The organism is Streptomyces sp. NPDC055962, assembly GCF_042270185.1.
In the GTDB taxonomy this organism is placed as follows: domain Bacteria; phylum Actinomycetota; class Actinomycetes; order Streptomycetales; family Streptomycetaceae; genus Streptomyces.
Genome location: NZ_JBHJYN010000014.1, coordinates 183,398 through 206,044, shown reverse-complemented (window position 1 = coordinate 206,044; position 22,647 = coordinate 183,398). Strand labels below are relative to the sequence as shown.

General features: G+C 70.2%; 19 protein-coding genes and 1 pseudogene. 14 read left to right on the top strand and 6 right to left on the bottom strand.

The window, feature by feature from the left end; all coding sequences use genetic code 11:
• Window positions 1–460 precede the first annotated feature (460 nt).
• Window positions 461–865, bottom strand: coding sequence for a hypothetical protein (locus ACFC51_RS30880; RefSeq protein WP_376377324.1), 405 nt, complete (start codon window positions 863–865; stop codon window positions 461–463).
• A gap of 350 nt (window positions 866–1,215) precedes the next feature.
• Between ACFC51_RS30880 and ACFC51_RS30875 the strand changes: the two genes are divergently transcribed.
• The 11 genes from ACFC51_RS30875 to tpg all read left to right on the top strand — a co-directional run bounded on the left by ACFC51_RS30875 (window position 1,216) and on the right by tpg (window position 12,991).
• On the top strand, window positions 1,216–1,587 hold the full coding sequence (locus tag ACFC51_RS30875) for a hypothetical protein (RefSeq protein WP_376531991.1): 372 nt from the start codon (window positions 1,216–1,218) through the stop codon (window positions 1,585–1,587).
• 34 nt (window positions 1,588–1,621) lie between these two features.
• Window positions 1,622–4,330: a Helicase associated domain protein gene (locus ACFC51_RS30870; protein ID WP_376531989.1), complete on the top strand. Its 2,709-nt coding sequence runs from the start codon at window positions 1,622–1,624 to the stop codon at window positions 4,328–4,330.
• Between the two features lie 118 nt (window positions 4,331–4,448).
• A complete protein-coding gene (locus ACFC51_RS30865; protein ID WP_376531987.1) occupies window positions 4,449–5,156 on the top strand; it encodes a TnsA-like heteromeric transposase endonuclease subunit in 708 nt (235 codons plus the stop codon).
• 14 nt (window positions 5,157–5,170) lie between these two features.
• Complete coding sequence (locus tag ACFC51_RS30860; RefSeq protein ID WP_376531985.1) at window positions 5,171–5,968, top strand: hypothetical protein; 798 nt, start codon at window positions 5,171–5,173, stop codon at window positions 5,966–5,968.
• Between the two features lie 7 nt (window positions 5,969–5,975).
• On the top strand, window positions 5,976–6,212 hold the full coding sequence (locus ACFC51_RS30855; RefSeq protein WP_376531983.1) for a hypothetical protein: 237 nt from the start codon (window positions 5,976–5,978) through the stop codon (window positions 6,210–6,212).
• A gap of 15 nt (window positions 6,213–6,227) precedes the next feature.
• On the top strand, window positions 6,228–7,370 hold the full coding sequence (locus ACFC51_RS30850; protein ID WP_376531981.1) for a Mu transposase C-terminal domain-containing protein: 1,143 nt from the start codon (window positions 6,228–6,230) through the stop codon (window positions 7,368–7,370).
• Window positions 7,364–7,657 (top strand): hypothetical protein, encoded by a 294-nt coding sequence (locus ACFC51_RS30845; RefSeq protein ID WP_376377335.1) that lies wholly within the window; start codon window positions 7,364–7,366, stop codon window positions 7,655–7,657. The genes ACFC51_RS30850 and ACFC51_RS30845 overlap by 7 nt, the downstream gene beginning before the upstream one ends.
• Before the next feature lie 10 nt (window positions 7,658–7,667).
• Entirely contained in the window at window positions 7,668–8,387 is a 720-nt protein-coding gene (locus ACFC51_RS30840; protein WP_376531979.1) for a TniB family NTP-binding protein, read from the top strand.
• 1,474 nt (window positions 8,388–9,861) lie between these two features.
• Window positions 9,862–10,077, top strand: a complete 216-nt coding sequence (locus ACFC51_RS30835) for a hypothetical protein (RefSeq protein ID WP_376377339.1) — start codon at window positions 9,862–9,864, stop codon at window positions 10,075–10,077.
• 7 nt (window positions 10,078–10,084) lie between these two features.
• The gene (locus ACFC51_RS30830) at window positions 10,085–11,602 is read left to right on the top strand and encodes a helix-turn-helix domain-containing protein (protein WP_376531977.1); all 1,518 of its coding nucleotides are present in this window, start codon (window positions 10,085–10,087) and stop codon (window positions 11,600–11,602) included.
• Window positions 11,603–12,433: 831 nt separating this feature from the next.
• Window positions 12,434–12,991, top strand: coding sequence for a telomere-protecting terminal protein Tpg (gene tpg, locus ACFC51_RS30825; protein WP_376531975.1), 558 nt, complete (start codon window positions 12,434–12,436; stop codon window positions 12,989–12,991).
• A 34-nt stretch (window positions 12,992–13,025) separates the two neighbouring features.
• Here tpg and ACFC51_RS30820 read toward each other — a convergent pair whose 3' ends face one another.
• Genes ACFC51_RS30820 through ACFC51_RS30810 form a run of 3 tightly spaced genes read right to left on the bottom strand, consistent with a single transcriptional unit; the run spans window position 13,026 to window position 16,519 of the window.
• Window positions 13,026–14,138, bottom strand: coding sequence for a hypothetical protein (locus ACFC51_RS30820; protein ID WP_376531973.1), 1,113 nt, complete (start codon window positions 14,136–14,138; stop codon window positions 13,026–13,028).
• 15 nt (window positions 14,139–14,153) lie between these two features.
• Window positions 14,154–14,909: an AAA family ATPase gene (locus ACFC51_RS30815; RefSeq protein ID WP_376531971.1), complete on the bottom strand. Its 756-nt coding sequence runs from the start codon at window positions 14,907–14,909 to the stop codon at window positions 14,154–14,156.
• Complete coding sequence (locus tag ACFC51_RS30810; RefSeq protein ID WP_376531969.1) at window positions 14,906–16,519, bottom strand: Mu transposase C-terminal domain-containing protein; 1,614 nt, start codon at window positions 16,517–16,519, stop codon at window positions 14,906–14,908. Before ACFC51_RS30810 ends, ACFC51_RS30815 begins: the two co-directional genes overlap by 4 nt.
• A 518-nt stretch (window positions 16,520–17,037) precedes the next feature.
• On the opposite strand from ACFC51_RS30810, the gene ACFC51_RS30805 reads away from it, so the two are divergent.
• The gene (locus ACFC51_RS30805) at window positions 17,038–17,640 is read left to right on the top strand and encodes a hypothetical protein (RefSeq protein WP_376377366.1); all 603 of its coding nucleotides are present in this window, start codon (window positions 17,038–17,040) and stop codon (window positions 17,638–17,640) included.
• Between the two features lie 591 nt (window positions 17,641–18,231).
• Here the strand turns inward: ACFC51_RS30805 and ACFC51_RS30800 are convergent.
• Window positions 18,232–19,272, bottom strand: a complete 1,041-nt coding sequence (locus tag ACFC51_RS30800; protein ID WP_376377368.1) for a hypothetical protein — start codon at window positions 19,270–19,272, stop codon at window positions 18,232–18,234.
• Window positions 19,272–19,796 carry a hypothetical protein gene (locus ACFC51_RS30795; protein ID WP_376377370.1) on the bottom strand — a complete coding sequence of 175 codons (525 nt, stop codon included), beginning with the start codon at window positions 19,794–19,796 and terminating at the stop codon, window positions 19,272–19,274. Before ACFC51_RS30795 ends, ACFC51_RS30800 begins: the two co-directional genes overlap by 1 nt.
• 793 nt (window positions 19,797–20,589) lie before the next feature.
• Here ACFC51_RS30795 and ACFC51_RS30790 point away from each other — a divergent pair.
• Together ACFC51_RS30790 and ACFC51_RS30785 are read left to right on the top strand one after the other, a co-directional pair.
• Entirely contained in the window at window positions 20,590–21,030 is a 441-nt protein-coding gene (locus ACFC51_RS30790) for a hypothetical protein (protein ID WP_376377372.1), read from the top strand.
• A gap of 9 nt (window positions 21,031–21,039) precedes the next feature.
• Window positions 21,040–22,647 (top strand): annotated as a pseudogene (locus ACFC51_RS30785) (regulator); the annotation flags it as partial.

Below are 22,647 nucleotides of genomic sequence, written 5' to 3'. Positions count from 1 at the left end.
CGGCTCGTCGTTGCCGTGGCCAGGCGCTACCCGCGGAGCGGGTACCACAGCGCTGCGCGCTGTGCAAGGGAAGCCCTGCGCTGCGCTCCGGGCGCCTCACCCCTTCGGGGTGAGGCTGGCCTGCGCTGCGCTTCGGCCTGGTGTTGGGTTCGCTGCGCTCTCCCACACCCCTCGGTCATCCCCTGCGCTGCGCTTCGGGGTTGACCGAGGGTCACCTACCGGTGAGGGTCGCCTTCCGCTGCGCTTCAGGCGGGGCCCGCTTCGCGAGCTGCTGGCTACCGGGAGGTGGGGTGCCGGTGCTTCTTCTTGTACAGGCCCCAGGAAAGAACATGCAGCACTGTGGCGGCCCATCCAGCCGGCTGTCTCGCGCCAACTCGGAGGCGAGCAAATGAAGAGTGAAGTCACCCCCACCGACCGCCCCGCCCAGGGGCCAACGCACGGCCCCTGGGTAGTGATCGCATCATCGGGGGCCCGGCTCCGGTGAAGGGAACGCCTCGTACAGGGCTTCGGCGTGTACCGCGTCCCACTGGCTGATCAGCAGGCGCTCCACCCCGCCGTCACGCCGGTGCAGCTCGACCTCCTGCCCTTTGTCGAACTCCACCCGCACCAGCGGATTCCCGCAGACCGCGGTGGCCTCGCCTCGCATCATCTCGAACCAGATACCGCGTATCCCGTAGCGGAGGTCATTGCCCAGGTGGCGCAGGACTCGTACACGGCGGTCGGTCAGCAGGAGGGACGCCCGGCGCGGCACCAGACCCCACAGGGAGCGCCCGTAGGTCACCGCACAGCCGGCCGTCATCCGCTCGCCCTCGGGAACCCACTGCTCCAGACGTTCACGGTCCACCGACCACTTCGCCGCATCCATCGCTACCCCGCCCTCGCATCCTTGGAGCGGCCAACGTCACCGCCTGCCGTTCGTCTGCCCGGAAGCAGTCCGTGAACCGCACATCGGCAGATCCCGCAGCTCCGGCAGGGGCCGGCACAACGTCCCCCCGCGCTTCGGCCAGCCGGGCCGCTCGTTCGCATTGAATTCCGGTACAGGGACTGCATCAGATAGATGCTGCATGTACCGTTGGCGAAAACACGGGGCATGCGCTATAGACTCTGTCTCGGCGGATGCTTTTTCTAGAAAGGACCCGTGGGCATTGAGCATGCGGCGTGCTGATGATGTGGCGCGGGATCCGGTTCGGCGTCAGGGAGACGCTAGCCGGGGCGGTGGTTGCAGAGCGGTTCGCGGAGACGGCGGTCAGAGCGCGGGAGGCGGAACGGGACCTGCTGGGCGAGGTGTTCTCCGGGTGCGGGTCGGATTCGGAGCGGCTGGTCGCGGTCTGGGCGGTGCAGTACTGGGAGTGGCGGCGCGTCAGTCTCCTGATGGGGGGCTCCGGCTGGGATGTCTACCGGCGGCGGCAGGACGGGTTGCGGGCGGAGCTGTGGCTGTCCGCGGGCTCCGGCCGGCTGATCCGGAAGTCGGCCACCCGGGCTGGTATGGAGCCCATCGAGGTCCTGGCGCAGCTCGCCGAGCGGATCGTGGTCGGCGAGGACGGCACGGTCTCCGTACCGCCGTTCTCGCCCGCCACGACCGTCTGAAAACCACCGGAATAAGTCGTCGGAGGCCATGGGAATGTCTGTGATTCAGCTCAGGGAACATCAGGTCGCCCAGAAGTCGGCGTTCCGTAGATGGGTTGGATTTCCTGCAAGATCTTTTGTGCCCGCTCAGGGAGCGCGGGGCACGATCGTGTCCGCGACCGGTTCGGGGAAGACGATCATGGCCGCCGCGTCCGCGCTGGAGTGCTTCCCCGGCGGCCGGATCCTCGTCACCGTGCCGACCCTGGACCTGCTCGTGCAGACCGCGCAGGCGTGGCGCCGGGTCGGGCACCGGGTGCCGATGGTCGCGGTGTGCTCGCTGGAGAACGATGTGGTCCTGGAGCAGCTCGGGGTGCGTACGACGACGAACCCGATTCAGCTCGCCCTGTGGGCCGGGGCCGGGCCGGTCGTCGTGTTCGCCACGTACGCCTCCCTGGTGGACCGCGAGGACGCCGAGGGCCCGGCCGGCCCGGGAAAGGTGCGCGGGCCGCTGGAGGCCGCGCTCGCGGGCGGGGAGCGGCTGTACGGGCAGGTGATGGCCCCGTTCGACCTCGCGGTGGTGGACGAGGCGCACTCCACCGCGGGTGATCTGGGGCGTCCATGGGCCGCGGTTCACGACAACATGCGGATTCCGGCCGCCTTCCGGCTCTACATGACCGCCACCCCCCGGCTCTTCGCCGCGTCCCGGCCGCGGCCGGGCGCGGACGGGCCCGAGCCGGTGATCGCGAGCATGAGCGATGATCCGGACGGCACTTACGGGGCCTGGCTGCCCGGGGCGGAGCTGGGGCTGTCGGAGGCGGTGGAGCGGGGGATCCTCGCCGGGTTCGAGATCGACGTGCTGGAGATCCGCGACCCCGACCCCGTGCTCGCGCTGTCGGAGGACGGGCTGCGGGGCCGGCGCCTGGCCCTGCTCCAGGCCGCACTCCTGGAACACTCCGCGCGGCACAACCTCAAGACCGTCATGACGTTCCACCAGCGGGTCGAGGAAGCCGCCGCGTTCGCGGCGAAGCTGCCCGAGACCGCGGCTGAGCTGTACGCCGCGGCGGGCACGGACGGTAGGGTGGCCGAGGCCGCCATGGAGCAGGCGGCACTGCTCCCCCGCTCCTCGATCGGCGCCGAACCGTACGAGCTGGAGACCGGCCGGCACGTACCCCCGGACCGGGTCTGGGCGCAGTGGCTGTGCGGGGACCACCTCGTCGCCGAGCGACGCGAGACCCTGCGCCAGTTCGCCAACGGCATCGACGCGTGCGGCCGGCGGGTCCACCGGGCGTTCCTCGCATCCGTACGCGTCCTCGGCGAAGGCGTCGACATCACCGGCGCACGGGGCGTCGAAGCGATCTGCTTCGCGGACACCCGCGGCTCTCAGGTCGAGATCGTGCAGAACATCGGCCGCGCGCTCCGGCCCAACCCGGACGGGACCACGAAGGTCGCCCGGATCATCGTGCCGGTGTTCCTGGAGCCGAACGAGGACCCGACGGACATGGTGGCCTCCGCAAGCTTCAAGCCGCTCGTAGCGGTCCTCCAGGGCCTGCGCAGCCACGATGAGCGCCTGGTCGAGCAGCTCGCCTCCCGCGCGCTTACCAGCGGCAAGCGCAAGGTCCACATCCAGCGCGACGAGGACGGGCGGATCGTCGGGGCCAGCGGCGCACGCAACGCCGAGGACCAGGAGACCGGCGACACCGACGCCGCTGCCGAGTCCGCGCTGCTCCACTTCTCCAGCCCGCGCGACCCAGCGACCATCGCCGCGTTCCTGCGGACCCGGGTCTACCGGCCCGAGTCCCTGGTCTGGCTGGAGGGGTACCAGGCCCTGCTCCGCTGGCGAGCCGAGCACGGCATCACCGGGCTGTACGCCGTCCCCTACGACGTCGAGGTCGAGGTCGGCGTCACGAAGGACTTCCCGCTGGGGCGGTGGGTGCACCAGCAGCGGAAGGCGCTGCGGGCCGGGGAGCTGGAGGACCGGCGCAAGGTCCTGCTGGACACGCCGGAAGCCGGGATGGTCTGGGAGCCCGGCGAGGAAGCCTGGGAGGCCAAGCTCGCCGCCCTGCGCGCGTACCGGCGGGCCACCGGGCACCTCGCACCCCGACAAGACGCCGTCTGGGGCGAAGGCGAGGGTGACAGTGAGCAGCTGGCCATCGGACAGCTCCTCGCCAACCTGAGGCGCAAAGGCACGAAGAACGGCCTGGGCAAAGACCCGGAACGGGCCGCCGCCCGCGCCGAGCAGCTGACCGCGATCGACCCGGACTGGAACTGCCCCTGGCCGCTCGACTGGCAACGCCACCACCGCATCCTCGCCGACCTCGCCGGCGACGAGGCCGGCGGAGTCCTGCCCGATATCGCGCCCGGGGTGCGGTTCGATGGCGACGACATCGGACGATGGCTCCATCGGCAACGCCGCAGCTGGACGGAACTCTCCGAGGAGCAGCAGCAGCGGCTGACCGTGATCGGCGTGCAGCCTGACCAAGCGCCCGCCGCCGCCCCGGTCGGCGCGCGTGCGACGAAGGGCTCGAGCAAGGCGCAGCAGGCGTTCCAACGCGGGCTGGCGGCCCTCACGCAGTACATCCAGCGTGAAGGCAGAACCGTCGTTGGAAGGGGGCACATTGAGGAGATGGCGGACGGTTCGGCGATCAGGCTGGGTGTGTTTCTGAGTAACCAGAGGGTCAGGCGTGACCGCCTGGACGCCGCCCAGCTCGCTGCCCTTGCCGAGCTGGGCTACACCTGGGCGGCAGAACAGTCCGGGCGCGGCTGACTGACTTCAGCGATGGGTCGTGCGTGCCCATTACCGGATGGGCCGATAAGCCGTTTGGTTCTGTATGCAGGAGGCTGGGTGGGGCGGGGCAGGGGCGCGGCGGCCGGAAGTCGAGGCGGTGGATGTGCTGTTCCGGGCCGCGGGTGGGGTCATGGAGTGCTCGAGGTGGTCTTCGGCTGCCGCCGAGGTGCTCTTCGAGAACTGTCCGCCGCTGAAGCCGTTCCCGGTCCGCACGGGCAAGCGGCTGGCACCGGGATGGTGGTGGTCGGCGACAACCGGACGGCTGGTGCATTACGGGTCCGCAGCGATGCGACTGCATGTGATGATTCTCGACCGCGACCCGCGTGTCAGCGGTTTGGCCGCTCGGCCGCTTGAACTGCGGTGGCGTGTGTCCAGTGGGGTGCGGGCGCATGCTCCTCAGCTGATGCTCCGGCTGGTCGACGGCCAGGGAGTGCTGGTCGACTGCACAGCAAGGGGAGAGCTGTCTCGGCGCCAGCGGTCTGTTGCTGCGGTGGTCGGAGAGATCTGTACGGCGGTGGGCTGGCGGTACTGGGTGCTCGGTCCTGTCGATCCGGTCTACCGGCGCAATGTGACCTGGCTGGCCGGGTACCGGCACCCCCGGCACCACGGTGGTGGGTTGATGGCTGACGCGCTGCAGGAGGCGTTCGCCGAGCCGGCGCCGCTGTGGGAGGGCGTACGCAGGGTCGGGGATCCGCTGTTGGTGCTTCCTGCGCTGTTCCATGCCCTGTGGGCGGGGCGGTTGGGGGCGGACCTGGGGGCAGCGATGCATGAGCGGATGTCGGTGTGGGCCCAGGCAGCAGAGTGAGGGTGGGTGGCGGGATGCCGGGCAGGCCGGTGGTGGAGCTGGGATGCCAGGTGCGGTTCGCGGAGCGTACCTGGACGGTGGCGGCCCTTACTGACGGGCAGGTCGGGCTGGTCGCCGAGGATGGTGCTGTAGCGGCGGTTTTGCTGTCGCTGCTGTTCGCCGATGCGGGGTTTGAAGTCCTGGACGCTCCGGGGGTGTCCAGGGTGCCGCCGCTGGGCTTGCTGCAGTCGTTGCCCGAGGCGGTGCGGGAACGGGCCCTGGCGTGGGAGCGGCATGTGCGGGAGGTGGAGACGGGGGAGCCGGGCGAGCCCGGTGACGCGGGTACGCGGCGGGCGGAGTACGACTCGCAGACGCGGACGCTGGCGCAGCGGGAGGAGGCGAAGGCTGCGGAGCTGTCGGCGGCCGGCATGCCCACCAGCGCGGTGACGGTGCGGCGGATGCGGGCCCGCTACCGGCAGGACGGGGTGTGGGGGCTGGTGGACCACCGTGCCACCCGGCCGCGGACGGTGCTGGGGCGTGCGGACGAGCGGGTGGTGACCGCTCTGCGGGAGGTGCTGGCGACAGGGCGGGAGCGCTCCAGCGGGACGCTGGGGCGGTTGCGGGTGTACACCGAGCGGCTGCTGGCCGAGCAGTACGGGGAGGGGGTGGTGCGGCTGCCCTCGGGCGCGACGTTCAATCGGCTGGTGCACGCCCTGGCTGACGGGCGTGGGCTGCTGGGCAGTGCGCGGCAGCGTCGCTGGCGCTCAGCGAGGCCGGCTCCTCCGTTCGTGCCGACGACGGTGCTGGCTCCGGGTGAGCTGGTGAGCTGGTGAGCTGGTGATGATGGACAGCACCGTGCTGGACGCCTTCGTGGTCCTCGACGACGGAGTGGTGGAACGGCCCGAGCTGACCATCGCGCTCGATGTCGCCACCCGGACCATCTGCGCCGCCGTGTTGCGTGCGAAAGGGATCCGCAGCGTGGACGCGGCGCTGCTGCTGGCGCAGATGATGGTCCCGGCGCCGATGCGGCCCGGTTGGGCCGAGGCGCTGGCGATGGAACGCTCGGTGGTGCCCTAAGAGCGGCTGCTGGGCGTGGATGCCCGGCTGGAGGGCGCGGCAGCGCGTCCGGTGATCACCCCGAAGACCATCGTGGTCGATCAGGGCAAGGTGTTCGTGTCGTCCTCGTTCATCGCCGCCTGCGGGTCGCTGGGAATTTCCGTGCAGCCCGCGCCGCCGGGCAACGGCCCGGCCAAGGGGCATGTGGAGCGCACCTTTTCCTCGATCAACACACTGTTCGTGCAGCATGTGGCCAGCTACACCGGCTCGCACACCGGCGAGCGCGGCCAGGACGCCGAAGGGGAGGCGGTGTGGACGCTGGCCCAGCTGGACGACCTGCTGCAGGAGTGGATCATCTGCGGGTGGCAGGAGCGTGAGCACGACGGGCTGCGGCACCCGATGATGCCCCGCTGTGCGCTGTCGCCGAATGAGATGTGGGCGGCGCTGGTCGCCGTGTGCGGGTACGTCCCGGTGCCGCTGGGACGTGAGGACTACATCGAGCTCATGCCGGTCAAGCGGCAGAAGATCAACGACTACGGCATCCGCATCGACTACCGCACCTACGACCACAAGGTCCTCAACCCCTACCGCGGCGAGCATTCGCCGACGGCGGACGGTCTGTGGGAGATCCACTACAACCCGCACGCTCCCGGCCAGATCTGGGTACGGCTGCCGAAGTCAGACCAGTCGCGGGGGTACGGGTGGGAGGCGGTGCCGTGGATCCACCACACCCTGGTCAGCGCCCCGTTCACCGACTTCACCTGGCAGTACGTCAAGCGCACCGTCGTTCGCCGCGCAGACCGCGCGCAGCACGAGCACGACCTGGCGCTCGCGCTGCGCGAGCTGCTGGAACGCGCTGCCGCCGGACATGGCACCCGGCGGGAGAAGGTCGTCGCCGCCCGCGCTCGCGCTGCCGCGACCGATGGTGCGGTGTGGGGGGTCTTGTACGGCCGGCAGTTGGAGGCAGAAGCCGATGAGCCCGGGGACGATGAGGGCTTCGGCGACAGCGAGGACGACGAGGCGCCCTTGGCCGACGACGGCGCCCTGAGCATCTGGCCGGCTGAACACCCACCGCAGAGTGACTCCCCAACCGGCGCGGTACAGAAAGCCGGCCTGCCTGCACCGAGACGTCCCCGGGTCACGGTCTACGACCCCTTCGAGGAGTCCCTGCGATGGTGAGCCCGATCTCCACCGGTGCCGTCGGGTTCGCCCCGCTGGCCCCACCGACCGTCTGGCAGGGATGGGATGCCTTCGTCCACCGAGCCCCTGCATCCGCGCGTGACGTCACCGACGGCGCTTGGTCTCAGGCGGAGCGCGAGGACTACCATTCCGAACTCGCCGTCATGCGCACTCCGGCCATGGACAGCGTGTTCACCGCCGTACGCCGGTTGCTGCTGCTCAACCGCCGCCAGCAGGCCGGCGCCCCGGCGCGGCCTGATCATCTCCGGGCCGGCCACGACGGGTAAGACCACCACGATGATGGCGCTTGGGCGCTCCTTCCAGCTGGCCGACGCCCGCCAGCATCCAGGACATACGGAGCGCAGGCCCGTGCTGTTCATCAGCGTGCCGCCGGCCGCCACCCCCAAGATGCTCGTCAGCGAATTCGCCCGGTTCCTCGGCATGCCCCTCACCGACCGGCTCAACCAGACCCAGATCACCGGCGCCGTATGCGACCTGCTGTGCGAACTGGGCACCCAGCTCGTCCTCATCGACGACGTCCACCTCCTGGACACCCAGCGGCGCGCCGGCGCGGAAACCTCTGACCAGCTGAAGCACCTCGGCGAACGTATCCCGGCCACGTTCGTGTACTCCGCGATCGATGTCGAGACCTCCTCGCGGCTCAGCGGGGTGCGCGGGGCGCAGATCGCCGGCCGTTTCAAAATCTTCCGCCACCGCCCGCTGGCGTATGCCACAGAGCAGGACCGGGCGGTCTGGGACGACCTCGTAGGGGCCATGGAAGACCTGCTGCGGCTGCGCGCACACCGACCCGGAACCCTGGTCAAGCACGCCTCCTACCTCCATGCCTGCACCGGAGGGCGGATCGGCAGTCTCTCCCGCCTCATCCGCGAAGCCGCCCTCATCGCCCTCATCGCCCTCACCGAAGGCACAGAACGGATCACCAAGCAGTTGCTTGGCGAGGTAGAGCTCGACGCGGCCGCCGAAGACCAGGCCGGGCCCGTACGGCGGAAGCAGTAGGGCGTCCGCTATGGCGCACCGGCGCAACACGCCCGAGCCCGTCCGCCTGCCCCGGAGCCGGCGGGCGGGACGGGCACAAGCTGCATCTGGCGGGATCACGCCCGCCATCATGGGCGGCGCAGCAGGACGCATCGCTCCGTTGAGCGGGGAGCTGACGCTGTCGTTCCTGCACAGGATCGCCGCCCGCTACCACCTCGGCATCCGTGAGGTGCTGGCCGCCGTCACCGATGTCGGCGGGCTGCAGAACCTCACCGGGATGCTGTACCCGGACAGCGAGATCCACCTCAACGCGCAGGCCCGCGAACGAGTCGCCGCACTCTGCCGTGTTCCGCAGCACGTGCTTGAGGAGGCGCTGCCCGCATGGAAGAGGGAAGAGCCGTGCGGCAAATACGGGAGCGGCCCGGTCGGGCGGCTGATGCGCGGTGAGGAGGTCGTCGCCCCATGGGGGCCGGCCTGCCCCGCATGCACCGCCGCCCGTACCGGACGAGAGATGCCCGCACGCATGGCGGAAGGCGTCCAGCTCGATCGCCTCCATCGGAAGCATCAAAGGCTCCTCGGAGCCCGCCCCGCCCAGCACCGCCGTCTGGATCCGCCGCTTGTCAGCCCGCACGCACTCCCCCATCCATCCCGGCAAACCATCGTGTCATCAGGGGACTTCGCCAGCCAGACGGCCCTCAATGCCTTCCGATGGGCCAGGGCTGCGAGGGCTGTCTACCGAACGAGTGAGGGGGCGGGACGAGCGGGCGCTGTTCTCTGCTCTCCGCCCTTGAAGCCGATGGGTGCCAGGCTTCGGTGCGGAGTTGATCCGGGTCGTGGCGGCTCGCCCCCTTGGGGTGAGCGGCGCGAGGCGGAAGGTCCTCCTGGCTCCGGGGCGGTGGCCCGTTGCTGTTCTGGCGCCGCGATGGGCGGCGCCAGAACAGTGGACCGAACCCGCGGCAACGGGACTGGTCCATCTCCTGGGTGACTCTGTTGCCCGCAGCCCTTCGGAGAGCCCGCTGGCGGCCGTGAGGCAGGCAGTCAGGCACGCACAAAGATCAGGCATGTAGGCCGGAAGGTCAAGGGTGGGACGCGGGTGCGGGAACCGGGATGGCAAGTGCTGTTCTGAGCTGCGGCGATGTGGGTTTCGGCGTGTCCGAAAGCGGTAGTGGATCGCGGAACGGTCCTGCGGATTATCACTCTCGGTCACCATCGTGCCCGTTGAAAGGTGGGACGGAACTGCGGAATGGAACCTGCGGCACGGCCCTTGATCAGCCACAACCCCCAGGAGGGGGCTGACGTGGGCCTGGAGCGGCCAAGGGACACACCTGCGGATTGGGTGCCTGGGGGTTAGTGCTACGGGCCGGGATGCTGCAACATCGCTAACCACCCCGGGGTGGCGGCAACCGGCCCGGGTGCACCATCAGCACAGCCCGCAGCACCCGCAGTTGAGTCCGCGGTACGTGTAGTTGACCCTTTCAAGTAGTGAGGCAGTGAGTTGAACAAGGCAACGTGCGGCACCTCGCGTCCCCTGACGGCGCCCGAGGCGGCCGTCCTCATCGTGATCATCATCGTCGCCGCCGTCCTGGCAGCAGCCGGCATGCCGGCGGTCGGCGTGCTCGTCCTGGTCCTGGAGGCCGTGTCCCTGGGCCGTCGCCTCCTGGTGAGGCTGCGGCACGGCAGGGCCACGGCGGTGCGGCACGCGCAGGCCTGAGGGTCCGATGGCGCGCCGAGAGAATCCGATCCCCCCGTGCAGCCGGTCGCTGCTGGCTCTGGTGACCTGGCTGCGCAGTGGCAGGGCCACCGCCGCTGTGACCTACGAGCAGCTCGCCGCTCGCACCGAGTACAGCGCGGACACTCTCGCGCGCGCCGCTTCGGGACGTGCCGTGCCGCAGAACATGGTTGTGGTCCTCGCCTATGCCGCGGCCTGCGGTCTGAGCACGAAGGATGCCGAGCGGCTGTGGAAGCACGCCCGGCGCGACGAGGCCCGCGCCCAGGGCGTGTTCAGCGGCCACCGCAGCGGGGTGCACATCAGCGTCGTCAAGGACTTCGCCGACCTGCACGCGGCGATCGTGGACCTCCACCACGACGACGGCAGGCCGCCCCTGCGCTCCCTGGACGTGCGTCTGGGCGGCCTGGGGCGCCTCCCGCACAGCACGGTCGGCAGGGTCCTCAAAGGCAGTTCCACGCCCAGCCGGACGTTCGTGGCGGCCTTCGCCGAGGCGTGCAACGTCCGCAGGAGCGAACTTCCCGAGTGGACGAAGGCATGGGACCGGGCGGATGCCGACCGGCGCAGCAGCCGGCTGCGCTCACGCCGGCGCCCGACCGCGCAGCAGATGCTGACCGTCCATGACCGGGTCACGCCCAGAGACCTGCAGCTGCTGATGAGCGAGCTGGAGTCCACGGCACGCAAGGAGCCCGCTCTCAAGATCCTGGTCCATGTGCCCGATCCGTCCACCGCCGACGAGGACGCCGCCGCGCGGATGAGCCGGGAACTCCTCATCGACCAGGCGCAGCGCCGCGGGGAGCTCGCCTGCCCCCAGTGCCGCCGGCCCTCGTTCGGATACGACGACGGACGGGGCTGGGTACCGCAGCTGTGTTCGAGCTGCGCGCCCGCGCCTCCCGTGGCCGGTTCGCGCGGCGTGGCTCCTTCGGGATCCGGCGCCGGCACTCCCCCGCCGGAGCCGTACACGCTCGCCGCCATCACCCCGCCCGCCCCCGCGGTGGACACTCCCACCCTGTCCCTGCGGGTGCCCGGCCTCGGCGGACGTCCTCCTCTGCCCCGGCGGACCTCCGGTACGTGGCCATCACCCGCGACACCGCCGTCAGCGCCCACGTGGGCCGACCTCATGCCGGCCGGGAACGGATGGGCAGTTCCCTCCTCGGACACGCCTGCACCGCCCCCGCCCCTTCCCCTCGCGAGACGGCTCCCTCCGCAGCCGTTCCCCCCGGCCGTCTGCACACCTGGGGCCCGCTGCCCCGTGCACGGGGCAGGGAACACAACCCCCAGCCGGCAACCGGAGGGCCCGTGCGCCCCAAGGACGGAGACGACGCTGACCACTCGCATCCGCATCAACATCCCCGGATCCAGGCCCATCCCACCGGTAGTCATGCGCACACCCATCCCACCTCCGCCCCGCGTTCCCGCTCCCAGCGCGTCACCGGAGACCAACCCGCCTGACACGACCCGTCCGCAGGGGCACGAATCCCGCAGCCCGGCCACACACGACGACAACTGACTCTGCCGTGCCGTGCCGTGCACCAATGGCATCCCGCCGGCCGGGGATGGGGTGTCCGACCGGCAATCAGGCGCGGAGGGGTGGCGCAGCGCCGCGAGAAAAGAGTTCGCCGTCGGGTCGGCACGCACCGCTCCGAGCGCCGTCGGCATCACGGCGGTGACGTACCGGCGACCACTCCCCGCCGGTACGCCCCTGATCTTCCTGCTGCATCCCGGTCTGACGCGACAGGGAGAAGCATCCGTGCGGCGCGGGCGTGAGCGGTCACATGTGCGCCCTCATCCCCGGGAGGCTGCCGGGCCGGACCGGTGGGCGGATGCGCGGGAAAGCCCCGGGCGGCCGGGGGAGGCCGGCCGGGGCCGAGGGGGGTGTGGGTGCGGAGGGCGGTCGCCTCTCGGCGGAGGGCTCCATGGGGCTTCAGCCGAACGATCTTCCCCATGGGCTACAGGTGAGGCCCGGGGACACTGTCCCCTCCGTACCCACAGCCAGTTGAACCGACAGCAGTCCCGGGTTGTTCCAGTCCGCACCGCCGCGGCCCCGTGATCCGGCCCACAGGGTCTCGCCGAACAGCCACGAAGCCTGGAGAAGCGGGCATGCCGGGAGGGCTCGGGCGACAGCACTGACCGGGCCGGTCTCCAGCTCACGGCCGTAACCCCGGTACTGATCCGCGCCGTCAGCATGTCGCCGGTGCCTGCCCACAGGCTCGTAGCCTGCACCGGCCGGTGCTGTCTCGAGAATGCGAGAACGGGCGGACAGGGGCGGGCCGTGTGGGAGAACCGACCCTGTGGACCGCGGGGTACCAAGGCCCCGCCCACCGGCCGCTTGGAGACGGGTGTGGGACAGATCGGCCAAGGGCTGGAGCGGGTGTTGCGTACCCGCCCCGTCCCTTCGAGCACCGAAGCACGCCTGCGTTTCCTCCTGACGGCGCACCGGGGTTCCACCCGGAGGGTCGCCGCACATCTGGGGGTGTCGCAGCGCACCGTGCAGCGGTGGGTGACGACGAAGTCCCCGGCGCGCCGGCGGCCGGGCCCGCGGCAGGTCCGGGCGATCGAGGAAGCGGTCCTGGCCCGGTCGCAGCCGCGGATACGAGCCCGCCTGCGCGCCCGGGCCGAGGCCGAAGGCATCGTCCTGCACACCAGGGCGCGCTTCGGGTTCACCGCACCGGCCGGATCCTCGGACGACCCCCGGGTACGGTGGATCACCCAAGGCCTGCCCCGAGAGGTCGCCCGGGAGCTGTTCGCCGCACAGGACGCCGGCGCGGGCAAGGAGCAGCAGACGGTGATCCTGGCCCGCGCGCTGGGACATGCCTACTTCCGTGACTGGGGCCGGCGCGGTCATGGGCTGCACATCACCTTCGACGACGTCGAGTTCGCCGACTTCTCGATCCTCTGAGCCTGCCTCCCCGAGCGGACGCGCCCCGGGGGCATCACGAGGGCTTGGCGCGCCCGGGCGGGATCGCTGCGTAGTGCCCGGCTTCCTTGCGCTCGCGCCAGTCCCACTCCACCCGGCCGGCCGGGCTTTTGCGGCGGGCCGCGGGCGGCTGGGGCGGGCGCAGCCTGGCCGCCTCCGCCACGCGCAGCAGGTGCGCGCGGTCGCCCGGCGCGGCGAGCAGTTCCCGGTCCTCGCCGGGTACGAGCCGGGTGAAGCAGACCGCGGCCCGCAGGAACACGGCCGCCCAGGGCGGAACGGGGTGGGCGGCGCAGCCGTCGGTGTAGCGGACGCGGTCGTGCAGGGCGAGCGTGGCCACGGCGGTGTCGTAGTCGTCGGGGCGGGCGGTGGCCAGTTGCTGGAGGGACGCGCCGGTGAACAGTGCGGTGGCCAGAGCCGCGGCCAGGCGGGGGTGGGCGGTCGCCGTGTGCAGGCGGTGGGCGGCCTTGTGGGCGGTGCGCGCCGTGAGAGGGGCAGGCCGCGGGCGGTGGCGGAAGGCGATCGGGGGCGGCGTGCACGGGTCGGTGCACGGGCGGGGGCTGTCGTAGGAGACAAGACGCTCCAGCGCGGGCAGGGTGAGCCACCGGTGGGAAGGGCAGGCGCTCTCCTCCACGCCCGGGTGGGGCGGTTGTCCGAGGGTGGGGCCGTAGTGGTGGCGCCGTGCGGTCTCGACGTCGGCGCTCACCACGTGGTCGGCCGTCCGCAGCGCCTGGTGCAGGGCTGCGGGCAGGTGCGGGCGGTGGCAGACCAGGGTCAGGTGGATCCCGGTGCGGGCCTGTAGCTGCAGCAGGCGCATCGTGCGGCGGGCGGTGAGGCGGTGGGCGCGCAGGACGGTCAGACGGGTGGCGGGCAGGGCGGTCATCCAGGCCGTGGCGGCTTCCCAGGCGGGCTGACGGCCGCCGGGGAAGCGGCCCGGGAGCAGGGGCGGTTTACCCAGGGCGGCGAGAAGGTCGTGGGCGAGGCCGGTCTCGCTGGTGGTGCCCGGTCCGGGGTGCAACGTGATCCGGCCGGACGGCGGATGGTGGGCGGCCAGGGCGGTGTGGGTGTGGATGACGTCGTCATCGCGGTCGATGACCACGATGACGGACGGCGACCGCGCGGCGGGAGGCATGGGTGGTGTAGGTGCTCAGGCGAGGCGGCTGAAGGCCCAGCGCAGCAGTTCCTGATCCACGCGGGGACGGCCGGTGCGTGCCAGGGCGGTGCGGGTGTGCGCGGTCAGCTGGGCCCAGGCGCGGAAGTTGCCGTGTGCGGCGTGGCTGTCGGCGAAGGTGATGTCGTCGGGATCGGCATCGGCATCGGCATCGGCCCAGACGGGGTGGAACAGCGGGATGACGTCGAGGACCTCGTCCGGGGTGAGGCGGGTGAAGTGCTGCCAGATGAAGATGCGGGAGGAGAGCATCGGTTCGCGGCGCAGCACGGTGTGGCAGCCCTCACCGCCGACGAAGATGATCGCCAGCTGGGTGGAGGGCTCGTCCCACAGATAGCGGAAGTACTCAAACGCCTCCCCGTTGAGCCACTGGGCCTCGTCGACGAGGAAGGTGCGAGGGTGCTCGGCCAGAGCGGTCTTCAGCAGACGGTCGAACTCGCTGGGGTGGCGCGGCGGCTCGCCGGCCAGGTCGAGCGCGGTGAACAGCTCGTAGCGCACCGCTCGGGCGGTGGGACGGACCCGAAAGGTGACCCGGCGGACGTCCTCGCCGGGTTCGAGTTCACGCAGGCAGGTGTTGACGGCGAGCGTCTTGCCGAAGCCGGCGCCGCCGTGGATACACATCATCGCGCGGGCAGCGGCCGTATCGCCGATGTTCTCCCGCGCGGTGAGCAGAGCGCGGGTGGTGACCACGGAAGCGTCGGGCAGGTCGACGTACTGGTAAGTGGCCGCGGTCACGAGGCGTCTCCGTCTGCATCGGTGGTAGAAGGTGCGGCCCGCTCGGCCGGGCCGTCCGGGACTGCGGGGGCGGAGTCACGGCTGGACGGGAGCGGGGCGGGCCAGGCCGCCGTGGTCAGCGCAGCCAGGGAAGCAGGGGTGCGCCAGTCGGCCGGGGGTGCGGCGGGCGGGATGACGTCCGGCAGCGCAAGCTGCGACAGGCTGGTGCCGACACTCCGGGCGAGTTCGGCGTCGGCCTGTGCACCGCTCAGTGCGCCGAGCCGTCGAGGGGGCTCGGCCTGGGTGGCAGCGGCGTAGCGCTCGTGCTGGGAAGCTTCGAGGTCCTTCTTCAGGCGGCGGCTGCGGGCGGCCCGTGCCCGCCGTACCGCGCTGACCTGTTCCTCGGTGGCCTGGTCGGCCAGGTCCGCCGGCCCCAGGTAGCGGCCGGTAGCCGCGTGGTAGACCTCGATCCGATGGTCGTGGTGGGGCATGAAACGGACCCGGACCTGGATCCCGGCCAGACCGGTCATCCACGGCCCCACGTAGTCACGTTTCCTGAATCGGATACCGCGGGTGGTCAGTGTGCGGGTGCCGGCGTCTTCCAGGGTGAATGTCCACAGATCCGCCGCGGCCACGTCCCGCAGCGGGGTGGGATCCTCCTGCCACGCCTCAAGCGGGGTCCTGCCCCGCAACGGCGCGGGCTGGTGTTCGGTGTTCCACCACCGTGTCCAGTCCAGCAGACGGGCGGTGAAGTCCTCGAAGCCGAGCAGCACCTCGTCCTTCGGGCGGGAAGGGCGTTTGCCGGGGCGCGGCTGGCGGGCGTAGCCGGGCAGCGCGGCCAGGAACATGCCCTCCACCGCCCGGTTCAGGCCCTCCACCGTGCCCTTGAGGTGGGGGGTGTAGGCGGGCAGGTCCTCCACCGTGACGTCCAGCAGATCGAACGCGGCGGTCACCGTCCTGGACAGGAAGTCCTTGCCGCGGTCCACTCGTACTTTCTCGGGCAGGCCGCCGAACGGGCCGTAGGGTTCCTCGCGTAGGACCGCGGAGCGCAGCGCGGCCAGCACCGACTCCCGCGACGGATGCACCGGCGTCACGGCAACACCGGTGATCGCGTTAGTGGCGCAGTCGGTGAACCACGTGATCCACGGCCTGCGCGCCCTGCCCTCGACATCGACCAGGACGGGGGCCTGCATGTGGTCGGTCTCCCACACCTGGTTGCGCCAGCCCCGTGGCCGGGCCAGGAACACATCGTGTTTCCGCGCCGCCCGCTCCCCTCCCGCGAGCCCGGCCCGCTGCCCCGGCGTCAGGTCCCGGCGGATCGCCCGGTGCAGCGTCGGGATTGAGGGAGGCGGATCCCCCTCGCCCCTGGCCGCGCGAGCGGCCAGCTCACGATGAACCGCGGCGACGTTGCCCTTCCATAAGGCCAGCAGAGCCCGGACCTCATCAGTAACCGTGAACCGCCCGGGATACGCGGCCCGCTCCCCCGGTGCCCGAGCCGCAGCCTCGTCCCGCTCCGCGGCCGCCAGCCACCGCCACACCGCACGCTCCCGCACCCCCAGCACGTCCGCCGCCAACCTCACCCGCGTGGTGGTGAGCTTCCCCTCCCGACGCAGGGCCAGCAGACGGCGCACCGCCGGTCCCCGCAACGCCCGAACCGACGCAGCCGGCAAAGCCCCACTCGAACCACCATCCGTCCCTTCCAGGGCCGGGTCCTGCTCTCCCTGATGCACACTCCCGAGCACACCAACACCGATCGGCCAGCGGATCAGAACTCACGAAACTGAGACAGCATCACCCCTCCCGCGATAACGCTCCGCCACAGCGATGCTCTGCAGGTCTCTCACCTCCAGAACAGTGACCCCGTAGCCCCGAAACAACCCACGACCAGCACCAACACCCCCAAGCCACGCTGTCTCTCACCCCACTGTCACAAAACCGAGAGATCGCACACGGGCCGTCACCGACGCCCGGGCGATCCACACATCCGAGCTCGGCACGGACAGCGAAGCGCAGCGGCCGACGTCGCAGCCGGAGTAGAGCCGGTGGCGTTGTGCCCACCCTTGCCGAGGCGGTGAGGGACCTGTGCTGGGCAACCTTGCGCAGGTCGCGTGGGTCTCACAGGCGCATCAGCACCACCATGGAGGCACACATGCCAGAGTCGCTCCCGTCCCATTCTGACCCCGAGGAAGCATCCAGTGTTCCAGCATTCGCTCCCCCGATCCCGTGGCTCGCGGCCGGCATGGACGAGGAGGAGGCGGAGCTCACGATAGGAGTCGGCCTCCTCGTCCGTGAGGCAGCGCTCTTGGAGTACACGCTCCACGGCCTTCTGGTGCACCTTGCGGGCGCGCCCCGGGCCTACGCCTACGAGGCCGGGGGAACAGGCTCATTCTTCGCCAAGCGGTGCATCGAGAGCCTTGAGGCCATCGAGGAAGACCGCGTTCCTTCCGCTTCGCGCGAGGCGCTGCTCGTGGTCCTTGAGCGGTGCAAGGAGCAGTTCGAGAGTCGGCATCGCTTCGTGCACGGTCATCTGCAGTTCGACCATGAGTCCCAGCAATGGCTCACGCTCAAAGGCCGTCGGGGAAAGGGCGCTCGCCATGCGGAAGCCAGGTTCACCACCAGCTTGGAACCCTGGGAGCTGGCCGCGGGGTTTCACTGGCTCCAGGAGAAGGTGCTGTGGTGGGACGTCAAGCTCTTCGGCGAGCCGGGAGACCCGGATGAGGGAGAACCCGCATACGTGTCCGTGAAGAGGTAACGAGGGGGCGCGGAAGCCGAAGGACCGACACCAGAAGTGCAGCGCCGCTCAGTACGGAGCCCCGCGACAGACCGGGTAAAAGGGACCATCGCAGCGCGCCACTTCGCTTCCTCGATGCCCCCTCCACCAGCCACTACACCCACAGCCAGGCAGCCAGGTGGAAGAGGGGCAGTGTGAGGACTCACCGCAGGAATAATGGGGCTTGACCTGCAGTGGTGCGTGGAGAGGGCGGCTTTATACGCGCCCAATGCTGGAAGGGATGGTGCGCACCGGCCCGGGGATTCAGCCCTCAGGAGGCCTCAGGCCCTGAAAGCCTTTCCGTGCGTCCGCAGGCCAGCTGTTTCACCGGCGAGGCCGCCGAATCGTCTGTCCAGACGTCTGCTGGGGATCCGCTGGGGTCCGTCCAGAGCGCTCATTCTTCTGTCCACCTCACAGACCGTGGACGGATCCCAGGGGACCGCCGGCGGATACCCAACGAGGGTATTCGGCACCGCGGCAAGCGGCCTTGGAGGCATGGCCCGCCGCCGCGTCTGTGCCTCCTGCTGGGACGGTAACAGGCGAGAGGATCTCGGAGCCTGAGCGCCTTCTTCGTTACCCGTTTAGTTCAGCGTTGTCGTCGTCGGCCGCCACTCCGGTTGCTGAAGCCCGGGCCGCAGCAGCTTTGAGCAAAGCGTCAAGTTCAGGGATGAGGTAGGGAGGAGCCTCATAGCGGCCCCGCATCGCGCGCAGAGACTTGCGTTTTTCCAGGAAGCCGCCGCAGGCCTCACCCACCGCCCTGACGAGGGCATCGAGGTTCTCCTGAAGATGCAGTCCGAAAATCACAGCCGTGAAGAGGTGTGCGAACTGCTCGGACATGTAGGCCTCTTGGCGCCTCAGCGACGTCAGTTCATCGGGGGAAAATAATAGCTGCGCGAGCGGGTGGTACCGCGCGTCGAGGCCAGAGGGATCAGGCGCCTCTCCAGGGGCAAAGGCCACTCCATGGTCGGAGACCGGGGTGAGCATCTGTCCGGCGTAAGCGACGATCTGTAGAGCCATGCCCGCGTGCCACTCTGCAAGGTTCTTGCTGTTCCGAACACAGTGCAGAACTGAGGCTGACCCGCGGTCGTGGCTGAGCTGGTAAAGAGACTTCAGGACTCCGGTCTGGTTGTGGCGCAGCAGGTAGCGGAACCACTGGTCCGGCAGGCCGGCTAGGGGAAGTCGCCCGTCCAGCGGGACCTTGGGGTAACGGCCTAGGAGGTTGCGGCGGGGTCGCGTTTCCGCAGGCAGGCTGCTCCCTCTCGGCGGGTTACAGACGGGGGCTGCGGGGAATCCGGCAGCCTTTGCGAGTTCCTTGTCGGTGAGAGCTACCTGGATCAGGTAGCCCGGGGCCATCTGCCTGTGCTCCTGTACCAGGTTGATCGTGTCGACCAGGTCAAGGGCGAAATACAGGTGTGCGGCGGTGAAGGGATTGGCGGCCTGATTGGGGATCACCTCGTCCAGTTCTGATCTGAGTTCGGCAACGGATTCCGTCCAATGTGCGGGGTCTTCGTCCGTCTTGAGGCGACGGACCAATTCGTGCACCCAGCGCCGGGTCCACCAGTCGCCCACGGTCTTATCAGCCCAGTGGTCATGGAACCATTGCACGCTGGTCATCAGTGGCTGCCTTCCTCGGCCGCGCCGCCTGCCGCGCGCAACCGGGCCACCATGTCGGCGGCGACGGCGGCGGCGACGTGCGGCGGAAAGCCCTGTGCCTCCAGTTCCCGGGCCACCCAACGCTCCTCCGCCGCCCGCTGCTCGCTCGTGGACTCCCGCAGCAGGGGGAGGTAGCGCTCTAGCAGCCGCAGGGCCTCCACTGCCGGCTCCGTCGAACCGTCCCGCAGCTGCTCCGGCTGAGCGCTGGGCTCGGTGGCGGACAGGCTGGCGGCAGCACCGCCGGTTTCGCCCGGTTCTTCGGCAGAACGACTCAACAAGGCCCGTACGCGGTCGGCCGTGCCCTGCGTGATTCTGTCACCAAAGGCCTGGGCGAAACCGGTAACGAATGCACCGAGTGTGGCTGCGGTCAGGGCGGTGATGACTGCCTCGGACAGGAAATTGCGCGCCTGCGAATCGGACTGGGCATAGTCGGCGCGGTCCGCCACGGAGTCATACAGGTCAAGGAAGAGCGACTCGGCATCCATAGCCGTATCGTCACACCGGTCAAGCGAGCCAGTCAGGCGAATCCTTCCGGCCGTCGGACATCCACGGCGTACACCCAACGGCCGAGGTCCCCACGAGCGAGGACGGGAAGAGGGTGACGGTCCCCCGAGATGCGGATGCTACGCGAACACCAAGCAGACCGCCACGGCGGCGAGCACATGATCACCCCCGCCACTCTGCGGCTGGTGTCTGAACCAAGATGCCCGAAAACGCCGTCCCCACAGCAGGTGGTCACGATCGACCAGGTCGACTGCCCACGACCAGCAGACCGCCGAGACGTTCCAAGCTGCGCACCTGGAGGGCGTGGGGACGAGCAGGCCCGGCGCAGGAGCGGGGCGGGGTACAGAGCTAGGCGTCCGGGGAGGGCGGCCGGTGTCGCAGGAACGCTCTCACGCCGTTCAGATCGTCCTCGCAGAGCTGCGCCGGGCCGGGGTTCATCAACGCGGCCTGGCCGGGCAGCTCGCCCGGACACACGGCGGGAAAGAACGGACCTGGGCAGGGGCCGTCACCGGCGCCCGGGCGATCCACGCATCCGAGCTCGGCGCCGACGACGAGGCGCAGCGGCCGGCGCCGCAGCCAGAGCAGGACCACGGGAGCGCCGCCGCTTGGCCGTCGATCTCGCCGCCGTTCCGAAGCCCTTGGCCGACGAGGGGAGCCAGCTCAGCGCCAGCTTCGCCCTTGCCTCGATGCGTGGGGCTCTTGTGACGAACTGGCTGATAGCGGTGCGTTGTCGAACTACTCTGATGGTCCTTTCTTGTGATGCGGGGGAATGCCATGTTGGTCGAGGGACTCGTCGCTGCTGCAGCTGCCGGGGGCGGTGCGATCGTGCAGGCCGCGGGCACGGATGCGTGGAACGGGATCCGGGGTGGCTTCGCGCGGCTCTTCGGCCGCGGGGAAGCCGGACGCGAGCAGGCGGAACTGGAGCGCCTGGACCAGACCCGGGCCGTACTCGAGGCCGCCCAGGAGGGCGACGAGGCGCGGCGGGTGGAGATCGCGCAGGTTGCCAGGTGGCAGACCCGTCTCGAAGCTCTGATTGAGGAGTTGCCGGAAGCGGAGCAGCAGCAGGTGGTCGTTGAGCTGCAGGCTCTGGTCGCTGAGGCGGAGGCTGCCAAGCCGGCGGGCACGGTGCACAACGACTTCAGCCGTGCGACGTTCACGAACAGTCAGGTCCTGGGTAGCGGGAGCATGACCGTGACGAACAACTACGACAAGTAGGACTGCGTCGTGGGGGGCAAGGGCAGCGCCAAGCGCAAGGGCAAGGGCAAGGGCGAGAAGAGTGGGGATCCCCGGAAGCAGGGCCAGGGGCAGTCGGGTGGCGGGGTCCGGAATGACTATCGGGATGCGGCGTTCACGAACAGTCAGGTGCTGGGGCAGGGCTCGCTGACCGCCAACACCTTCGTGCAGCAGTACGCGCCTGTGCCGACCGCGCTGGACGCGCTGCCGGCGTTGCCGCAGGAGTTCACCGGGCGTGCGGACGACCTGGCGTTCATCCTGAAGGTGCTGGACCCCGACCGCCCCGCGGGCGGGCCTGCGGTGGCCGTGTTGTCGGGGTGGGGCGGGGTCGGCAAGACGACCCTGGCCTACGCCGGGGGGCATGCTGCGCAGCAGCGGGACTGGTTCACCGGTGTGCTGTTGGTCGATCTGCGGGGCTACGACTCTCACCCTGCGCAGGCGGAGGATGCTCTGGAGGCGTTGCTGCGGTCGATGGGGGTGCGGCCTGAGCATCTTCCGCCGCCGGGGGCGGGCCGGGAGGTGTTGTACCGGTCGCAGTTGAATGCGCGGCAGGAGGCGGGTGAGCGGCTTTTGGTGGTCGCCGATAACGCCTCCGCTCTTGCCCAGGTGCAGCCGCTGCTGCCACCAGGGCATCACGGGATGATCGTCACGTCCCGGGATGGTCTTGCCGGGCTCGGGCGGATGCGGACCGTCAACCGTCTCCAGCCCGAGGACGCCGTCGCCCTGCTCCAGGCGGCGCTGAAGAAGAACGATCCTGACGACGTGCGGGTTGAGGAGGACCCGGGTGCTGCCGAGCGGGTGGTGCTGGCATGCGGGTGCCTGCCCCTGGCTCTGCAGATCACCGCGGCGCTCCTGGCCCAGGATCCCGGGCAGCCGTTGTCCGAGCGTGCCGATGCCCTCAGCCAGGCGGAAGGCGTCCTGGACGGGCTGAGCGACGGGCAGCGGAGCCTGCGGGCCATGTTCGACCAGTCCCTGGACCGGCTCTCACTGCAGGAGCAGAATCTCTTTCGTCTGCTGTCCCTCAACCCCGGCCCCGACATCTCCACCCCGGCCGCCGCCGTCCTGGCCGACCAGCCTAAGCCGGCTACCGAACGCCTTCTGGGGCGGCTGGCTGCCAGTCACCTCATCGAGCGCAACCCTGCGGTCCGCGGCCGGTGGCAAATGCATGACCTTTTGCGCGCCTACGCGAATGAACAAGCAGAAGCGGTCAAGGCCCGCGGCCGCGACCCACGCCGCCGCTACGACCAGGCACGCACCCGGCTCATCAACTACTACGCCGAGCACGCCGAGGCAGCCGACACCCATTTCCGCCCCCCTGGCAGTGTGGTGTCGTCCCGGTTCCCTGACCGGGAAGAGGCACTGTCGTGGTTTGACGCCGAACGGGAAAACCTCATCGCCACCGCCCACACCAACCCCCACGCCGGCCGTGACCTGGGCTTCGCCCTCGGCCGCTATCTGGGATGGCGTCGACGTCTCCAAGACCTCCTCGTGGTCCGTTCCCTCGCTCTCGACGCATGCAGGACACTTCACGACACCCGCAATGAAGCCAGCGCCTGGAACAACCTCGGCAGCGCGTTGCGGGAACTGCGGCGCTTCACG